Annotated in this window: 14 protein-coding genes; all 14 read right to left on the minus strand. The window is 64.9% G+C overall.

Annotated elements, in window-relative coordinates; translation table 11 throughout:
- Positions 1-544: TIGR02453 family protein (locus WC739_RS03870; RefSeq protein ID WP_372951697.1), on the minus strand; the 544-nt coding region annotated here is incomplete at its 3' end.
- On the minus strand, positions 541-2,745 hold the full coding sequence (ligA, locus tag WC739_RS03875; RefSeq protein ID WP_372951698.1) for an NAD-dependent DNA ligase LigA: 2,205 nt from the start codon (positions 2,743-2,745) through the stop codon (positions 541-543). The genes WC739_RS03870 and ligA, both read right to left, overlap by 4 nt.
- 140 nt (positions 2,746-2,885) lie before the next feature.
- Positions 2,886-4,559, minus strand: a complete 1,674-nt coding sequence (recN, locus tag WC739_RS03880) for a DNA repair protein RecN (protein WP_372951699.1) — start codon at positions 4,557-4,559, stop codon at positions 2,886-2,888.
- Between the two features lie 13 nt (positions 4,560-4,572).
- Complete coding sequence (locus WC739_RS03885) at positions 4,573-5,442, minus strand: outer membrane protein assembly factor BamD (protein WP_372951700.1); 870 nt, start codon at positions 5,440-5,442, stop codon at positions 4,573-4,575.
- 262 nt (positions 5,443-5,704) lie between these two features.
- Positions 5,705-6,655 carry a UDP-3-O-acyl-N-acetylglucosamine deacetylase gene (gene lpxC, locus WC739_RS03890; protein ID WP_372951701.1) on the minus strand — a complete coding sequence of 317 codons (951 nt, stop codon included), beginning with the start codon at positions 6,653-6,655 and terminating at the stop codon, positions 5,705-5,707.
- Positions 6,656-6,937: 282 nt separating this feature from the next.
- A complete protein-coding gene (ftsZ, locus tag WC739_RS03895) occupies positions 6,938-8,626 on the minus strand; it encodes a cell division protein FtsZ (protein WP_372951702.1) in 1,689 nt (562 codons plus the stop codon).
- A gap of 66 nt (positions 8,627-8,692) precedes the next feature.
- Positions 8,693-10,000, minus strand: coding sequence for a cell division protein FtsA (gene ftsA / locus WC739_RS03900; RefSeq protein WP_372951703.1), 1,308 nt, complete (start codon positions 9,998-10,000; stop codon positions 8,693-8,695).
- Positions 9,997-10,938, minus strand: a complete 942-nt coding sequence (locus WC739_RS03905) for a cell division protein FtsQ/DivIB (RefSeq protein WP_372951704.1) — start codon at positions 10,936-10,938, stop codon at positions 9,997-9,999. Before WC739_RS03905 ends, ftsA begins: the two co-directional genes overlap by 4 nt.
- A complete protein-coding gene (locus tag WC739_RS03910) occupies positions 10,926-11,852 on the minus strand; it encodes a D-alanine--D-alanine ligase (RefSeq protein WP_372951705.1) in 927 nt (308 codons plus the stop codon). Before WC739_RS03910 ends, WC739_RS03905 begins: the two co-directional genes overlap by 13 nt.
- Before the next feature lie 302 nt (positions 11,853-12,154).
- The gene (gene murB / locus WC739_RS03915; RefSeq protein ID WP_372951706.1) at positions 12,155-13,120 is read right to left on the minus strand and encodes a UDP-N-acetylmuramate dehydrogenase; all 966 of its coding nucleotides are present in this window, start codon (positions 13,118-13,120) and stop codon (positions 12,155-12,157) included.
- Positions 13,117-14,523, minus strand: a complete 1,407-nt coding sequence (murC, locus tag WC739_RS03920; RefSeq protein ID WP_372951707.1) for a UDP-N-acetylmuramate--L-alanine ligase — start codon at positions 14,521-14,523, stop codon at positions 13,117-13,119. The genes murB and murC overlap by 4 nt, the downstream gene beginning before the upstream one ends.
- A complete protein-coding gene (gene murG / locus WC739_RS03925; protein ID WP_372951708.1) occupies positions 14,520-15,647 on the minus strand; it encodes an undecaprenyldiphospho-muramoylpentapeptide beta-N-acetylglucosaminyltransferase in 1,128 nt (375 codons plus the stop codon). Before murG ends, murC begins: the two co-directional genes overlap by 4 nt.
- A 1-nt stretch (position 15,648) precedes the next feature.
- Positions 15,649-16,800, minus strand: coding sequence for a putative lipid II flippase FtsW (gene ftsW, locus WC739_RS03930; RefSeq protein WP_372951709.1), 1,152 nt, complete (start codon positions 16,798-16,800; stop codon positions 15,649-15,651).
- Positions 16,800-18,200 (minus strand): UDP-N-acetylmuramoyl-L-alanine--D-glutamate ligase, encoded by a 1,401-nt coding sequence (gene murD / locus WC739_RS03935; RefSeq protein WP_372951710.1) that lies wholly within the window; start codon positions 18,198-18,200, stop codon positions 16,800-16,802. The genes ftsW and murD overlap by 1 nt, the downstream gene beginning before the upstream one ends.
- Between the last annotated feature and the right edge of the window lies 1 nt (position 18,201).

Raw genomic sequence — 18,201 nt, forward strand, 5'->3', positions numbered from 1 at the left:
TCGCTGCGACCAGCTCTTTATCGGCGACGTGTTCGAAGCCGCGCGGCGTGCGCTTCATGCAGCCTTCGGCATCGAGTTGAAGACCCTTTTTGCCCAGCGCCGCCACCATGGCGCGAAATTCATTCGGCTTCGTCGCTATCGCCTTGCGCATCGCCAGCAGCAATTGCGTCTCCGGCTGCCACCAGGCAACGCCGGCAAAGCAACCCTCCAACCCGATGTGAACATAGAACACGCCCTGTTCCATCTTGCTGCCGTCGGGCGACAGGATCGCTGACAGGTGCCGGTTGTAAGGCCGCTTGTCCTTGGCGAAGCGCACATCGCGGTTGATGCGGAACAGCGACTTCTTGCGGTCGCCGCGCAGGCCCAGCCCCGCCTGCGCGAAGCGCTGCGTGAGCGTCTCAACGAGATCTCCCAGGGGATTGCGCAACTCCGTCTCGAACAGGTCGCGGTTCTCCAGGAACCACTCGCGGCTCTGGTGGAAATCGAGCGCCTTCAGGAACGGAATGGCCTTTTGGCCGAAGCCCTTGAACGCGCCTTCCGTCATGCCCTGCCGATCCGCGTCAGCCAGGCATCCTCGTCGATCACCTCGATGCCCAGCTCGCTGGCGAGCTTCAGCTTGGAGCCAGCGCCGGGCCCGGCCACCACCAGGTCGGTCTTCGCCGACACCGAGCCCGCGACCTTGGCGCCCAGACGTTCCGCCATCGCTTTGGCTTCAGGACGCGTCATCTTTTCCAGCGTGCCCGTGAACACGATTGTCTTGCCGGCGACCGCGCTGTCGGCCGCGATGGTCACGATATACGGCTTGGGGTGGACCTGCTCGAGCAGCGCGTCGAGCACGGCGTCGTTGCGCTCATTGCCGAAGAAATCGCGCAGCGCGTCGATCACCGTGTCACCGATGCCGTTGATCGACGGGAAAACGGTATGCGGATCATCGGCCGCCGCCGTCTCCTTGCCGACCCGGATCAGTTCCTCGACCGTCGAGAATGTCTTGGCGAGCAAGGCGGCGGTCGTCTCGCCGATATGGCGGATGCCGAGGGCAAAGATGAAACGGTCGAGTTCCGGCTCGCGGCGCGAATCGATGGCGGCGAACAGCTTGTCGAGACCCTCATAGTTGCGGTCCTCGACGCCGCGTACGTTCTTGCGCGTCTTGCCTGACGCGGCCTCGCGCAATCTGGCCTGCTCCTCGCGCCGCTCGGCCAGCGCCTTGGTGACGGCTGGACGGCGCTGCTTGAGCGTAAAGATATCGGAGGCGGTCTTGACCAGCCCGGCATTGAAGAACAGGTCGATGTTTTCCGAGCCAAGGCCTTCTATGTCCATCGCGCCGCGTGACACGAAGTGACGCAACTGTTCCACTGCCTGCGCCGCACAGACCAGTTCGCCGGTGCAGCGGCGGCGCGAATCTTCCTTGCCGGTCTTTTCGTTCACCTCGCGCGTCGCCGGCGAGCCGCAGACCGGACAGACATGCGGGAACTCGTACGGCACCGCGTCGGCCGGGCGCTTGTCGATGACGACGCTGACGATCTGGGGAATGACATCCCCTGCCCGCTGGATCACGACCGTATCGCCGATGCGCACGTCGATGCCGTCGCGGATCGGTTGGCCGTTGCTGTCGAAGCCCCTGATATAGTCTTCATTGTGGAGCGTGACGTTCTCGACCACGACGCCGCCGACGCTGACGGGGGCCAGCCGCGCGACCGGCGCCAGCGTGCCGGTGCGTCCGACCTGGATGTCGATCTTCTGCACGGTGGTCATTGCCTGCTCGGCGGGGAATTTGTGCGCGATCGCCCAGCGTGGCTCACCGGTGACGAAACCCCAACGCCGTTGCAGCTCCAGTTGATCGACCTTGTAGACGACGCCGTCGATGTCGTAGCCAAGCGACGAGCGCTGCTCCTCGATGAGGTGATAGTGGGCGATGAGTTCCTCGACCGATTTCGCCCGCACCATCAGCGGCGTGATCCTGAACCCCCAGTCGGCGAATTTCCGCACCGATTCATACTGGGTGGGTGCCGGATCCTGCGTGGTATAGCCCCACGCATAGGCGAAGAATTTGAGGTTGCGGCTGGCGGTGACCGAAGCATCCTTCTGGCGCAGCGACCCGGCCGCGGTGTTGCGCGGGTTGACATAGTCCTGGCCGCCGGTGGCGGCCGAGCGTTGCTTGAGAGCCTCGAATTCGGCGTAGGTCATGTAGACCTCGCCGCGGATCTCGATGATCTCGGGCCAGCCGGACCCTTTCAGCTTCTTGGGAATGTCGGCGATCGTCCTGAGGTTCGCGGTGATGTCCTCGCCAACGGCGCCGTCGCCGCGCGTCGCACCCTGCACGAACACCCCGCCTTCATAGCGCAGCGAAGCCGACAACCCGTCGATCTTCGGCTCGGCGGTGAACGCGATCTCGAGGTCCTTGTCGCGATCGAAGAAGCGGCGGCCGCGTTCGATGAAATCGGCGACGTCCTGATCGGTATAGGCCTTGGCGAGGCTGAGCATCGGCACGGCGTGGCGCACCTTGGTGAAGCCTTCCGCCGGCGGCGCGCCGACCCGCCGCGACGGCGAATCCTCGCGTATCAACGCCGGGAACCGCTCCTCTATCGCCAGGTTGCGCCGCGCCAGCGCATCGTATTCCGCGTCCGTGATAACAGGCGCGTCCTCGGCATGGTAGCGCCGGTCGTGCTCGGCGATCTCCTCGGCCAGGCGCTTCAGTTCGGCCTCGGCCTCGGTCTCCGTCAAGGCGTCGACTGGTTTTTGCGACATGTTTACACCCGGCTGCTGTTGGCCCGGACAATAGATCAGGATTCGGACCGGCGGGAACCAAATTCTGACAAAACGACGCGCAAACAGGAGGATGGAGCCATCTGCTGACTCTGCTCAAAAGCCTAAGCGCGGGCGCGGGATCAGGACGCGGTGGTGTTCTCGCGCAGCAGCCGCTCGGCGGCGGCGCGGGCCTCGTCGGTGATCGTCGCGCCGGCCAGCATGCGCGCGATCTCTTCCTGGCGCGCCGGCCGGTCCATCTCGGCAATGCCGGTCGCGACGCGGTCGGCGCCGCCAGACTTGGAAATCAGGAAATGCGTCGCCGCCCGGGCCGCCACTTGCGGCGCGTGGGTGACCGAAAGCACCTGGACGCGCTTCGACAGCCGCGCCAGCCTTTGGCCGATGGCGTCGGCGACGGCGCCGCCCACACCGGTGTCGATTTCATCGAAGACCAGCGTCGGCGCCGAACCGCGATCGGCCAGAGCCACCTTCAGCGCCAGGAGGAAGCGCGACAGCTCGCCGCCGGACGCGACCTTCATCATCGGCCCGGGCCGCGTGCCGGGATTGGTGCGCACCCAGAATTCGATCTGGTCGATACCCTCTTCCATGCGGTTGTCGGCATCGCTCGCCAGCTCGACGATGAAGGCAGCGCGCTCGAGCTTCAGCGCCGGCAATTCGGCCATGACGGCCTTGGTCAGGCCGACCGACGCCGCATGGCGAAGCGAGGAGAGTTGCGCGGCCGCGATGTCATAGGCCTCGCGCGCGGCAACGGCCTGCTTTTCCAGCCCATGCAGGCGCCCCTCGCCGGCATCGAGATCGGCGAGATCGGCCGACATCGTATCCCGCAGTTGCGCCAGGTCGTCGACGGCGACGCCATGCTTGCGGGAGGCCGCCCGCAGCGAGAACAGCCGCTCCTCGGCCTTCTCCAGCCGCTGCGGATCATATTCGGCGGCGCGCAGTGCCGCCTCGACGCCCGATTGCGCCGCGTCCAGCGACAGCATCGCCTCATCGAGCGACTTCACCACATCGTCGAGCAGGCCGGGCGCTTCGGTCACCTTGCGTTGCAGCCGCCTGAGCAGGCTTGCCAGTTGCGGCAGCGGCGAGGATGGGCCGGACAGCACATCCTGTGCGTCATGGATTTCGGAAGCGATCTTTTCCGCCCGCATCATCGACGCACGCACTTCGGCGAGGTCGGTCTCCTCACCCGGTTGCGGGTCGAGCTTGGTCAGTTCCGCCACGGCGGCACGCAGATAGTCCGCCTCGCGGGCCGCTGCCGCCACCTTGGCGCGGTGACGCGAAAGCTCCTGCTCGCAGTCGCGCCAATGCCGCCAGGCCTCGCCCGTCGAGCGAACGACGCCGAGATGACCACCGAACGCATCGAGCAACTCGCGGTGCGCGCCAGGATCGACGAGCGCGCGTTCATCGTGCTGGCCGTGGATTTCGACCAGCGCACGTCCGACATCGCGCATCAGCGTGACGCTCGAAGGCTGGTCGTTGACGAAGACCCGGGTGCGGCCATCAGCGGTCTGCAGGCGGCGCAGGATGATGTCGCCGTCATCCTCGATGGCATTCTCGGCGAGCAGGGCGCGGGCCGGATGGTTGCGCGGCACGTCGAAGACCGCGATGACCTGGCCCTGCGCCGCGCCATGTCGCACCAGCGACGCGTCGCCACGCGCGCCCAGCGCCAGCGACAAGGCATCGAGCAGGATGGATTTGCCGGCGCCGGTCTCACCCGTCAGCACGGAAAGACCGGGCGCGAAGTCGATGTCCAGCTTCTCGATCAGGACGATATCGCGGATCGACAGTCTGGAAAGCATCTCTACGCCTGCATCAGGCGCCGGTGATCAGCTTCCCGGCCTTGGAAATCCACGAGCCGGCATTCTCGCGCGGCGCAAGCCCGTTGCTCTGCAGCAGCTTGTAGGAATCCTTGTACCACGGGCTGTCGGGGTAGTTCGTGCCGAGCACGGCGGCGGCGGTCTGCGCCTCCGAGGTCAACCCCAGCGCGTAATAGCTTTCGGTCAGGCGGGCCAGTGCCTCCTCGACGTGACGCGTGTTGGAATAGCTCTCCACCACAGTACGGAAACGCTTGACGGCGGCGATGTATTCGCGGCGCTCGAGATAGTAGCGGCCGATCTGCATTTCCTTGCCGGCGAGCTGGTCGTTGGCAAAGCGCATCTTTTCCTTGGCATCGTCGACATATTCCGACGTCGGCCAGCGCGTCACCAGATCCTGCATCGTCTGCAGGGTCTGACGCGCTTCCTTCTGGTCCTGCGTCACGTCCTTGATCTGCCGGTAGTAGCTCAAGCCGATGATGTACTGAGCGTAGGCGGCGTCATCGGTGGACGGATAGAGGGTGAGATAGCGCTTGGCGGAACTGATCGCCTCGTCATAATTGCCCTGGCGATAGTCGGCGAAGGCGCCCATCACCATCGATTTGCGGGCGAATTCCGAATAGGGATGCTGGCGGTCGACCGCATCGAACTTGCGGCTCGCCTCTTGCAGGCGACCGGCATTCAGATTGGCGAGGCCCTGATTGTAGAGCACATCCGCGGGCTCGGTCTGGTCGACATAGGTCGACAGGTCGATATCCTTTTCCGACGACATGCAGGCCGACAGGAAGAGCGATGGAACAACCACCGAAAGCGCCAGCAAAACGGACGGCCGCGGCGCCTTCGATTGACCAATTCGCTTGAAGACCATGATTGGATTCCGCCCTTTCGGCGTTGTTTCAATGCGTGCCGCATGTCGCCGTCGCAAAACAAGCTAGCAACTTCAGCGCCATGCACTCATCAATGGCAGCAGCCATAAACCATAACCGCCTCACCGGGCAACGCTATCTCCGGCCAATCGCACATTTTTGTGGCGGCCGGGCGCAGCTTGGACATCGAGGCGATTTCACCACCAGGTGATGCATTCATGCAACAGCCATTGCCTGTCATGCAATCGGTAAAATGCAGGGAAATCAGATCATCCAGGGCGCGTAGAGCGGCGCCTTGACGGCGTTCATCTCGGCGGTGCGTCCACGCTCGCGGCGCGTCGTCTCGACGATCTCGAACGCGGTGCGATCCGACAGCAGCCGGCGCAACGCCGCGGCGTTCATCCTGTGGCCGCCACGATAGGAGCGGAAGCAGCCGATGAAGCGGGCCCCAGCCAATGCCAGGTCGCCCATGGCGTCCAGCGTCTTGTGGCGCACGAATTCATTGGGATAGCGCAAGCCGCCCATGTTGATGACGCGGTTGTCGTCGCCGATCACCAGCGAATTCTCCAGCGATGAACCGAGCGCGTAGCCCGCGGCCCACAGCCGCTCGACATCCTTCATGAAGCCGAAGGTGCGGGCGCGCGCGATGTCGCGGCGGAAGATATCGGCATTCAGGTCGGACGCGAACAACTGACGGCCGATCGCCGGGCTTTCGAAATCGATCTCGATCTCGAAACGGGTGCCGTCATAGGGCCTGAACTCCGCCCACGACGCGCCGTTCTCGATTCGAACCGGCTTCATGACCCTGATATAGCGCCGCTTTACCGACAGCATCTCGATGCCGGCCTGGTCGATGGCGTCGACAAACGCCATCGCGCTTCCGTCGAGAATCGGAACCTCATGGCCGTCGATCTCTATCGCGACATTGTCGATGCCAAGTCCGAACAGCGCGGCCATGATATGCTCGACCGTGGCGATGTGCTCTCCAGCCGGATCGCCAAGCATGGTGCAGAGATCGGTCGCGCCGACTTCCGAAACCAGGGCGCGGAACTCGCGGCCCGGCCCATTGCCGTTGAAAAGCTGGAAGACGATGCCGGTGTCGGCATCCGCCGGCACGAAACTGATGGAGACTTCCTTGCCGCTGTGGACGCCGGTGCCGGTTAGCGACGCGCGCGTCTTCAATGTCGTCTGATAGTCGTGCAAGACAATCCCCATAAGCCCGTAATGCCTATGTCCGCTTCGCCATTGAGTGGGCGCGGCTCTTGTTTGAATCGGCAGGCGAGGCCATTTCCCCCGAAATCCCGACAAACCGACTATGGTAGGCAGCGAAGATAATGTTGCCGGAGGGATACTCCAAATCACGGTTTCTTACTCTTTGTAACCGCGAGCCCGGACCTGTCCGAATTCGTAACATATTGATATAGCGCCGTTTTAAACGTTAACGGGCAAGCAATTCCCTTGCCTGCCCGTTAACAATTATTTCAGTCCGTTAACCAATCAGTTGGCCTGGCGGCGCAGGAACGCCGGAATCTCCAGTTGATCGTCTTCGTGAGTCGGCCTCACCTGCGGCGTAAGGCGGCCCTGATCGTCGAGCTGGCCGCGGCGGGGCGCGTAGAGCTGCGAATCCTGGCTGGCGAGGCGGCGCACTTCGGGCGCTGCCTGGCGCAGCTTGGGTTCACGCGGCTGCGCCGGCTGCAGCCGGGCGGGTTCTTCCTCGCGGCGGGTCAGGCCATTGGTCAGGCGCTTCAAAAGGCCCATCGGTCCGCTGTTCTCATGATCCTGCGGGCGACCCTTGGCATCGACCTCGGCCTTCACGACCGGGGGGAAATCCTCGACGCGGGGCATGCGCTGCGGCGCCATCTGAACCGGCCGCGGAGCTTCGCTCTGCAGAACTTCGCGCGGCTGCTGGACCGGCTGCATCATCTGCTGGACCACGGGCTGCGGCATCGGCTGCGGTGGTGCGGGCGGAGCCTGGAAGATCTTGCTCTGCGGGCGGAAATCGTCCGCGTGAGCCACGGGCGCGGGGCGTGCGTGGGCCATTGCCGCGGCATTCGCTTCGGCCAGGTGGATGGCTTCGGCGACCGGGTCGACGGCGCGCGGTTCGTATGCCGGCTGTTGGACCGCCGATGGGCGGCTTTCCACAGCGGCGACCGCGGGACGGCCGGTCGGCTTCGGCGGAGCCGTGCGGATCGAGATCGGCGCGGCGGCGATTTCAGCCGCGGACTTGTCGATGCCGGTGGCGACCACCGAGACGCGGATGACGCCTTCGAGTTCCTCGTCGAAGGTAGCGCCGAGGATGATGTTGGCGTCCTGGTCGACCTCCTCGCGGATGCGGGTCGCGGCTTCGTCGACTTCGAACAGGGTGAGGTCGCGGCCGCCGGTGATCGAGATCAGCAGGCCCTTGGCGCCCTTCATCGAGGTCTCGTCGAGCAGCGGGTTGGCAATGGCGGCCTCGGCGGCGGCCATCGCGCGGCCCTCGCCCGAAGCTTCGCCGGTGCCCATCATCGCCTTGCCCATCTCGCGCATCACCGAACGCACGTCGGCGAAGTCGAGGTTGATCAGGCCTTCCTTGACCATCAGGTCGGTGATGCAAGCGACGCCGGAGTAAAGAACCTGGTCGGCCATGGCGAAGGCATCGGCGAAGGTGGTCTTGTCATTGGCCAGCCGGAACAGGTTCTGGTTGGGGATGACGATCAGCGTATCGACGCATTTCTGCAGTTCCTCGATGCCCAAATCCGCCGTCTTCATGCGGCGCTGGCCCTCGAAATGGAACGGCTTGGTGACGACCCCGACGGTCAGGATGCCCTTTTCACGCGCGGCGCGGGCAACCACCGGAGCAGCCCCCGTGCCGGTGCCGCCGCCCATGCCGGCGGTGACGAAACACATGTGGGTGTTGGTCAGGTGGTCGAGAATCTCGTCGATGCATTCCTCGGCGGCCGCGCGGCCGACCTCAGGCTGCGATCCGGCGCCCAGGCCCTCGGTGACATGCGCGCCGAGCTGAATCAGCCGCGAGGCCTTCGACATGGTCAGCGCCTGCGCGTCGGTGTTGGCAACGACGAACTCGACGCCGCGCAAACCGGCGGTGATCATGTTGTTGACGGCATTGCCGCCGCCGCCGCCGACACCGAACACGGTGATGCGCGGCTTAAGCTCGGTAATGTCCGGCTTCTGCAGATTGATGGTCATTGTCTCCGTCCTTTGCCTTTACGCCGCTTCGCCGCCGCGGCCACCTAATGGGGCTGTCCCCGTCAATTAGAAACTGTCTCTCAACCACTGACTCATGCGATGCAGTTTTCCGCCTGTTCCGGTCATTCTGAGACCGGAAATTCCTTTCGCATGATGGCTCTCGAAACTCGCCATCTGCGGATAGATCAGAAGCCCGACCGCGGCTGAGAAGGCCGGGCCTTTCGCCGCTTCCGGCAGGCCCGCCACGCCAAGCGGGCGGCCGATGCGCACATTGCGTCCGAGTATCCGCCTCGCCGCTTCGGGCAGGCCGGCCAGTTGGCTGGCGCCGCCGGTCAGCACGACGCGCTTGCCGACCGCATTGCCATAGCCGGACTTGTTCAGCCGGTCGCGCAACAATTCGAGCGTCTCGTCGATGCGGGCGCGCACGATGCGCGTCATCACCGAGCGCGGTATCTGCAGCGGCACGTCGCCATCGTCGCCGATGGGCTGGATCGAGACCAGGTCGCGGTCGTCGGCGCTGCCAGGCAGCGCCGAGCCATGCATCACTTTCAGCCGCTCGGCGGCGTCGAGCGAGGTCGAAAGCCCCTTGGCCATGTCCAGCGTAACATGGTTGCCGCCGATGGCGATGGCGTCGCCATGCACGAACTTGCCTTCCGAGAACACCGAGATCGTCGTCGTGCCGCCACCCATGTCGATGCAGGCGGCGCCCATTTCCAGTTCGTCGTCGACCAGGGCGGCCAGGCCGCTGGCATAGGGCGTCGCCACCATGCGCTCGACCGACAGATGCGAGCGGTTGATGGACAGTTCGAGATTGCGCATCGGCGCCGCATCGCCCGTCAGCACATGCATGTCGACGCCGAGTGTGTCGCCAACCATGCCGCGCGGATCGCGCACGCCGCGCTCGGCATCGAGCGAGAAGGCCACCGGCAGCGAATGGACGACTTCGCGCTCGGCCTTCAGCGCCTGCTTGGCACCGGCGCCAAGCACACGCTTGATGTCGGCCTCGTCGGCTTCATGGCCGCCAAGGTTGATGGTCGCCGAAAAGGCTTCGCTCTTCAGCCTGCCCGCCGTCATGTTGACGATGAGCGAATCGACCGTCAGCCCCGCCATGCGCTCGGCGGCGTCGACGGCGAGGCGGATGGCATGTTCGGCGCGGTCGAGATCGACGATCACGCCCGACTTCACGCCCTGCGATTTCTGATGGCCGATGCCGATGACCTGGATCCGGTGCGAGCGGCCGCGCAAAAGCTTGCCGTCATCGCGCGGCTTGAGCTTGGCCACCATGCAGCAAACCTTGTTCGAACCGACATCCAGCACCGTGAGGGTGCCGGACCGGCGCGACGAGGCATCGCCAGAACCGCCAAGCCAGCTCATATCTTCGTCTCCGGCTTGTGTTTCAGGCTTTTCGGCTTCTCGTTGAGCGCGGCTTCGCGCTGCGTCGCGGCCTCGGGCGTCAGCTGCACGACCAGCCGGTCGGACAGGCGCATGTCGACGGCCGCGATATCGCGCGACAACAATCCGTTGTCGCGATCCATGCCGACCAGCTCAGCGATCGCCTGATCCTCGCCGTCATCGGGAAGCTTGACCGTGATGCCGTTGTCGAGCTTCAGGTCCCAGCGCCGCTCGCCGACGCGGACATAGGCTTTGACCCGGCTGGCGAGCTCGGGATATTTTTCCATCCTGGCGAGGAAGTCGGGCGCCATGGCCGGCGCGCCGGTGCCGATCAACAGCGGCAACAGCACCTGCTTGCCGCCGGAGAATGGCGCGATGACGGCGCCGTTCTTCTCGATGACCGAGAGCTTGTCGCCCTGCTGCCAGAGCGCGAAGGCCTCACGCTCCTCGACACGCACTTCGAGCGTGTGCGGATAGACCTTGCGCACCGCCGCGGCCTCGATCCATGGCAGGCCCGAAATCCGCTCTCGCGCCGCCTCGGCATCGAAGCCGATCAGCGATGTCCAGCCGTCGAGCTCCAGCCTGTCCAGGATATCGATCTCGGAAGTCTGGCGATTGCCGACCACCTTGACCTGATCGACGGCAAATCCTGTGCGGGCGGTGATGCTTTGAACGATACCGTCGGCGTGGCCGCCGAGATAGGCGCCATAGGCGCCGCTCGAGGCGAGCAGTACGGCCGACATGATTCCCGCCAGGAAACGTGGCGGCTGAACCTCGCCGACGCCCAGCCGCGCCAGGACGCGCACCGGGCGGCGAAGCATGCGCGGCAGCACGAAATGGTCAAACGACAACGGCAGGCCGAACAGCGCCGGCCCGGCCGCGCTCCTCTCCCTACCCTGTCCCCATTTCAACGCAGACACGAAGCGTCCTCCACCATCCAACTCAACAAATCGCCAAACGAGTGCCCGGCCTGGGCAGCGATTTCAGGCACCAGTGACGTCGGTGTCATTCCCGGCTGGGTGTTGACCTCGAGCCAGACAATCTCGCCGTTTTCGGAATGCCGATCGTCATACCGGAAGTCCGACCGGGAAACGCCCCGGCAGCCGATCGCTTGGTGAGCCTTGAGCGCCAGTGTTTGTATTTTTTGGTAAATATTCGGTGAAAGTTTTGCGGGGCATTCGTGCTTTGATCCCCCGGCGACGTATTTTGAATCATAGTCGTAGAAGGAATGGCCGGTCGGAATGATCTCACAGACTCCCAGCGCCACGTCGCCCATCACCGCGCAGGTCAGTTCGCGGCCATGCACGTAGCGCTCCACCATGACGGTGTCGCCATATCTCCACTCCGAAGAGCCGATAACCTGCGGCGGATGCGACTGGCCTTCATGCACGATGACGACGCCGAAGCTCGACCCCTCGTTGACCGGCTTGACCACATAAGGGGGCTTCATCGGATGCTTGTTCTTGATGGCGAAGCGGCTGGCTACCTTTGATTCGGCAACCGGAACGCCGACCGACTTGCCGATCCGCTTGGCCTGCTCCTTGTTCATGGCCAGCGCCGAGGCGAGCACGCCGGAATGGGTGTAGGGAATGCCGAGATATTCGAGGATGCCCTGGATGGTGCCGTCCTCACCGAAGGGACCATGCAGCGCATTGAAGGCGACATCGGGCCTGAGCTCGGCGAGCACCGTGCCGACATCGCGCCCGACATCGACGCGCGTGACTTGGTAGCCTTCCTTCTCGAGCTCATCGGCGCAAGCCTTTCCCGAGGACAGGGACACGGGCCGCTCGGACGAAAACCCACCCAGCAGGACGGCCACATGCTTGTTTTTCATTCCCCGTCATCCCCTCTCACGGCGGACCAAAAACCAAGATTTTCCGCAACATTGAGTCAGAGTCTCCCGGCAGGTTGCCCCCCCAGACGGAAAACGCTGAAAACGCGTCGAACGACTCAAATCAGGAAACGCTTTGGAGCAGAGAATCAGAGAGTTGATTCACTGGCAAGTGCTTAGGATTCCGAGAGATTCACTTTCCGTGAAAATGGAAGCGAAAACCTTGCCATTGAGTCTTTGGAGCAACGGTCTCGCGGTTGTTTCGGGCATTTGAAGTTCATGTATCACATGAACTTCAGGCAACACTAAAGTAGTTGCCCAAGAAACTCCTGGACGGCATGTCCCGGCCGGAATTCGCCGATACGCTTGATTTCCCATTGCAGCCGGATTCCCGATTTCTCGAGCACCCGCGCACGCACCGTCTCGCCCAGATATTCGAGGTCGTAGCCGGTCGCCGTCCCGGTGTTGATCATGAAGTTGCAATGCATCGGCGACATCTGCGCGCCGCCGATCATGAGGCCGCGGCAGCCCGCTCTGTCGATCTCCTTCCAGGCCGACGTGCCTTCCGGATTCTTGAAGGTGGAGCCGCCGGTCTTCTCGCGGATCGGCTGCACGGTTTCGCGGTGGTTCTGCACCGCGTCCATGGCCGCCTTGATGGTGGCCTTGTCCTCGGCAAAGCCTTCGAGGATGGCAGAGGTGAAGATGAGCCCGGCAGGCGCCGAGGAATGACGATAGGCATAGCCCATCTCGGCATTGCTCAGCGTGTGGACATTGCCGTGGCGGTCTAGCGCGCGCACTTCGACGACGCGCTCGCGCGTCTCGACGCCGTTGGCGCCGGCATTCATCCTCAGCGCGCCGCCGATGGCGCCTGGAATGCCGTGATAGAAATGAAAGCCGCCAATCCCCGCTTCGTAGGCCACGGCGGCGACGCGCTTGTCGGGCGCAGCGGCGCCCGCCCTGAGGGTGGTCGGCGACATGATTTCCGTGTCGCCGAAGCCCTTGGCCGAAAGCCGGATGACGAAGCCCGGAATGCCACCGTCGCGAACCAGCAGGTTCGAGCCGATGCCGACGATGGTCAGCGGGATTTCCTCGGGCACCGCCTTGAGGAACGCGGCGAGATCCTCCTCGTCGGCAGGCTGGAACAGCACTTCGGCCAGCCCGCCGGCCCGAAACCATGTGATCTTGTCCATCTCGGCATTCGGCGTGAGACGACCGCGCAAGCCGGCAAGCCGGTCTCCGAGTCCGTCGATCAGGGCCTGGCCGCGCATCATGAGACGGTCCCGCCAAGCTCCCTGGGAAGCGCGTAGGCCCATTGCGTGATGTTGCCGGCGCCAAGGAAGACGACGAAGTCGCCGGGCTTGGCCAGGTCACGGATGATCGGCGCGATATCGGCCGGGCCCTCTATGTAGCGCGCGTCGCGATGACCGCCGGCGCGGATGCGCGACACCAACTCGTCCGAGGTCACTCCTTCGATCGGGTCCTCGCCGGCGGCGTAGACCGGTGCCACCATCACCGTGTCGGCATCGTTGAAGCAGGCGGAGAACTCATTGAACAAATCGTGCAGCCGGGTGAAGCGATGCGGCTGGGCGATGGCGATGACGCGTCCCTTGGTGGCGCTGCGCGCCGCCTTCAGCACCGCCGCGATCTCGACCGGATGGTGACCGTAATCGTCGAAGACGTCGACGCCGTTCCAAGAACCGGTATGGGTAAAGCGGCGCTTGACGCCAGCGAAGGACGACAGGCCCTTCTTGATCGCCTCCGCTGACAGGCCAAGCTCATGCGCCACCGCGATCGCCGCCGTGGCGTTCGAGACGTTGTGACGGCCGGGCATGGGCAGGCGCAGGCCCGAAATCGTTGTCTCCCCACCGCCCTTGCGGTTGCGGATCACCACGTCGAATTCCGAGGTGGCGCCCGCCATGCGGTGGTTGGTGAAGCGCACGTCGGCCTGCGCGTTCTCGCCATAGGTGATGACCCGGCGATCCTCGATGCGGCCGACCAGCGCCTGCACCTCCGGATGGTCGGTGCACATCACGCCGAAGCCGTAGAACGGCACGTTCTCGACGAACTGGCGGAACGCCTCGCGCACCTTGTCGAAACTGCCATAGTGGTCGAGATGCTCGGGATCGATGTTGGTGACCACGGCGATCTCTGCCGGCAGCTTGAGGAAGGTGCCGTCGCTCTCGTCGGCCTCGACCACCATCCATTCGCCATCGCCCATGCGGGCGTTGGTGCCATAGGCGTTGATGATGCCGCCATTGATGACGGTCGGGTCGAGCCCGCCGGCCTCGAGCAGCGTCGCGACCATGGAGGTCGTCGTCGTCTTGCCATGCGTGCCGCCGATCGCCACCGCCTGGCGGAACCGCATCAGTTCGGCCAGCATTTCGGCGCGGCGCACGATCGGCAGCAGCCTCTCGCGCGCGGCGTTCAGCTCCGGATTGGTTTTCTTGATCGCCGTCGAGACGACCACCACCTCGGCGTCACCGAGATTTTCGGCCTTGTGGCCGACGAAGCATTCGATGCCCTTGTCGCGCAACCGCTGCACATTGGCGCTGTCGGCCTGATCTGACCCCTGCACCTTGTAGCCGAGATTGTGCAGCACTTCGGCGATGCCGCTCATGCCGATGCCGCCAATGCCGATGAAATGCACAAGGCCGATGGTCTGCGGCATCTTCATGCGTGCGTCCCCTTCCTGAATTCCGAGACTGTTTTTTTCGACGCAATAGCCTCTGTGAGATCGGCGAGCAACCGTGCCGCGTCCGGTCTGCCGGCCGCCTTCGCGCCCGCTGCCATGGCCTCGAGCCGCTGGGGATCGTCCATCAGCCCGCCAATGAGGGCCGCGATGCGCTCGGGCGACAGCGTCGATTGCGGGTGCACCTCGCCGCCGCCGGCAGCGGCCAGTGCCGCCGCGTTCGCCGCCTGATCGTGATCGAGCGCATAGGGATACGGCACCAGCAGCGCCGGCCGCCCGATGACGGCGATCTCCGACACGGTCGAGGCGCCCGAACGAGAGATCACCAGATGTGCTGCGGCCATGCGCGCCGCCATATCGGTGAAGAAGGGCGAGACCTCGACGGCGACGCCAAGCGCCGCATAGGCTGCCTTCACCCGCGCCACGTCATCCGCGCGGGCCTGCTGGGTGATGACCAGCCGCCTGCGTTGCGCGTCCGAAAGCAGCGCGATCGCCGCCGGAACGGCATCGGAAAAGAACTGGGCTCCCTGGCTGCCGCCGAACACCAGCAGCCGGAACGGCTGTTCGCCGCTCGACGCCACGTAAGGCGTCTTGGCCGCTTCAAGCACCGGCGGCCTGACCGGATTGCCCGTCGTCACCGTCTTGGCGCCGGCGGCGCTCGTGTCCTGCGGCAGGAAGCCGCCGGCGATGGCATCGACGCGGCCGGCCAGCGCCCGGTTCGCGCGCCCCATCACAGCGTTCTGCTCATGAATGAGCGTCGGCACCTTCCGCCGCGTCGCCGCGTAGAGCGGCGGCAGGGTCGGATAGCCGCCGAAGCCGACGACGGCGTCCGGCTTGATCCTGCCAATGATGGCGGAGGCCTGGCGCACGCCGCGCCAGATCTTCCAGAAGGCCCCAAGCACGGCGACGGGATTCTTCGAACCCATCGTCGCCGACTGGATCGGGTGGACCGCCGCGGCCGGGAAATGGCCGGCAAACCGCTCGGCGCGGTCGTCGGTCGCAAGATGCACCGTCCAGCCGCGCGCCTTCAGCTCATGCGCCAGCGCCTCGGCCGGGAAGAGATGCCCGCCGGTTCCGCCCGCCGCGAGAAGGATGACGCCCTTGGCCATGTCACTCCGCCGGCACGGCGCGCTGCGACAGGCCAAAGCCCACCTGCTTGCGCTTTTCCGGCCGTTTGCGCGTCAGCGCCAGCACCATGCCCATCGAGATGGCGATGGCGATCTGCGACGAGCCGCCATAAGAGATGAAGGGTAGCGTCATGCCCTTGGCCGGCACCAGCTGCAGGTTGACGCACATGTTGATGACGGCCTGCAGGCCGAAGACGGTGACCAGGCCACCGACCGCGTAGCGGGTGAAATCATCGTGTTCCTTCAGCGCCGAATTGAGGCCGCGCAGCACGATGAAGGCGAAGATCGACATGATGAAGAAGCACATGATCAGCCCGAATTCCTCGCCGGCGACGGAGAAGACGAAGTCGGCGTGGCTGTCCGGGATGACCCGCTTGACCGTGCCCTCGCCCGGCCCGACGCCGAACCAGCCGCCATTGATCAGCGCGTCGCGACCCATGTCGACCTGGAACGTGTCGCCCTCTCCAGTGAGGAACTTGTCGATGCGCAGCGCGACGTGCGGAAACACGGTGTAGGCGGCGAAGACGCCGCCGACGCCGGCCGCGCCCAGCGCGATGATCCACAGCCAGGGCAGGCCCGCCATGAAGAACATGATGCCCCAGGTGCCCGTCGTCAGCATCGTCTGGCCAAGGTCCGGCTGCGCCACCAGCAATGAGACGACCAGGACCAGCAGCAGCATGGCGAACAGATTGCCCGGAATGTCGGGCTGGCGCTTGTGCTCAGCGAACAGCCAGGCGCACATGACCACGAAGGCGGGTTTCAGGAATTCGGACGGCTGGATCGACAGCCCGGCCAGCGACACCCAGCGGCGAGCGCCCTTCACCTCGACGCCGATGTAGAGCACCGCCACCATCAGCACCAGCATCAGGCACAGCATGATCAGCGCCATGCGCCGGATCTGGCGGGAATCGAGGAATGAGACGGCCAGCATGACGCCGAGAGCCGGCACAGTGAAGATGATCTGCCTTGTGGCGAAGTGGAAACTGTCGAGGCCGATGCGCTCGGCCACCGCCGGGCTGGCGGCGAAGGACAGGACGATGCCGAGCCCCATCAGCGACAGGAATGCCGCCAGGAACCAGCGATCGATTGTCCACCACCAGGTTGCAACCGGACTTTTGTCGAGACGGCTCTGCATTAACGTGCCCCTCCGATGGGTTTCACACCCGCGACAGCATTCACGGCTTGCCGGAAGGCATCGCCGCGAACCTCGAAATTCTTGAACTGGTCGAAACTGGCGCAGGCCGGCGACAGTAGCACCACCACCTCGCCGCCCTCGTCGCGGGCCGCGTCCCGCGCGGCGTGCTCGACCGCCGCGGCCAGCGTGCCGGATATTTCATAGGGCACGGCCTCGCCGAGCGTCGCCGAGAAGGCGGGCGCTGCCTCGCCGATCAGATAGGCTCTGGCGATGCGCGGAAAGAAGCCGCGCAACGGCTCGATGCCGCCTTCCTTGGGCAGGCCGCCGGCGATCCAGTAGATTCGCGGGAAGCTCGACAGAGCCGGCGCCGCGGCATCGGCATTGGTCGCCTTGGAATCGTTGATGAACAACACGTGGTTCTTGCGGCCGACCTGCTCCATGCGGTGCGCAAGGCCGGGGAAGCTCTCAAGCCCCGACTGGATCTCGCCGAGGTCCAGCCCGACCTTGAGGCAGGCGGCGACGGCCGCCAGCGCGTTTTGCGCATTGTGCTGGCCGCGCAGCGAACCGATGCCTTCGAGGAAGGCGATACGGCTGTAGCGCCCATGCACCGCCTCCATCAGATTGGTGCCGTCGGCGAAATAGCCATCGGTGAGGGGCAGCCGCTTGGAAATGCGGATGACATCCCTTCCCGCCCGCTCGAGCCGCTCGGCGATCTGTGCGCACCAGGAATCATCGATGCCGACGATGGCGGTTTCGCTGCCGGCCACCAGCCGCTCCTTGATCGCAGCGTAGTGCTGCATGGTGCCGTGCCGGTCGAGATGGTCGGGCGTGAGGTTCAGCAGGATTCCGGCCGTCGGGTTGATCGAGGGCGCGAGGTCGATCTGGTAGGACGAGCATTCGACGACATAGTGCCGATCGGGCCGTGGCGGATCGAGCGTCATCACCGCGCGGCCGATATTGCCGCCCATCTGCGTGTCGCGTCCCGCCGCTTTCAGCACATGAGCAGTCAGCGCGGTCGTCGTCGACTTGCCATTGGTGCCGGTGATGGCGATGAAGGGCGAGGTTGGCGCGGCGAGGATCCTCTCGCGGCAGAAAAGCTCCACGTCGCCGATGATCTCGACGCCCGCGCCACGCGCCAGTTCCACCGTCCAATGCGGCTTGGGATGCGTCAGCGGTACGCCGGGCGAGAGCACGAAAGCCGAGAACTTCGCCCAGTCGGCGCCGCGCAGGTCAGCGGTCGCGATGCCCGCGGCGCCGGCCTTGGCGACGCTTTCAGGATTGTCGTCCCAGCCCAGCACGTCGGCCCCGCCCTCGATCAGCGCGCGCGCGGTCGCTATCCCCGAGCCACCGAGCCCGAAGAGCGAAACGCGCTTGCCTGCGAAGGATGCGGCGGGGATCAAA

Origin of the sequence: Mesorhizobium sp., assembly GCF_041661565.1 — a bacterium.
Classification (GTDB): Bacteria; Pseudomonadota; Alphaproteobacteria; order Rhizobiales; family Rhizobiaceae; genus Mesorhizobium.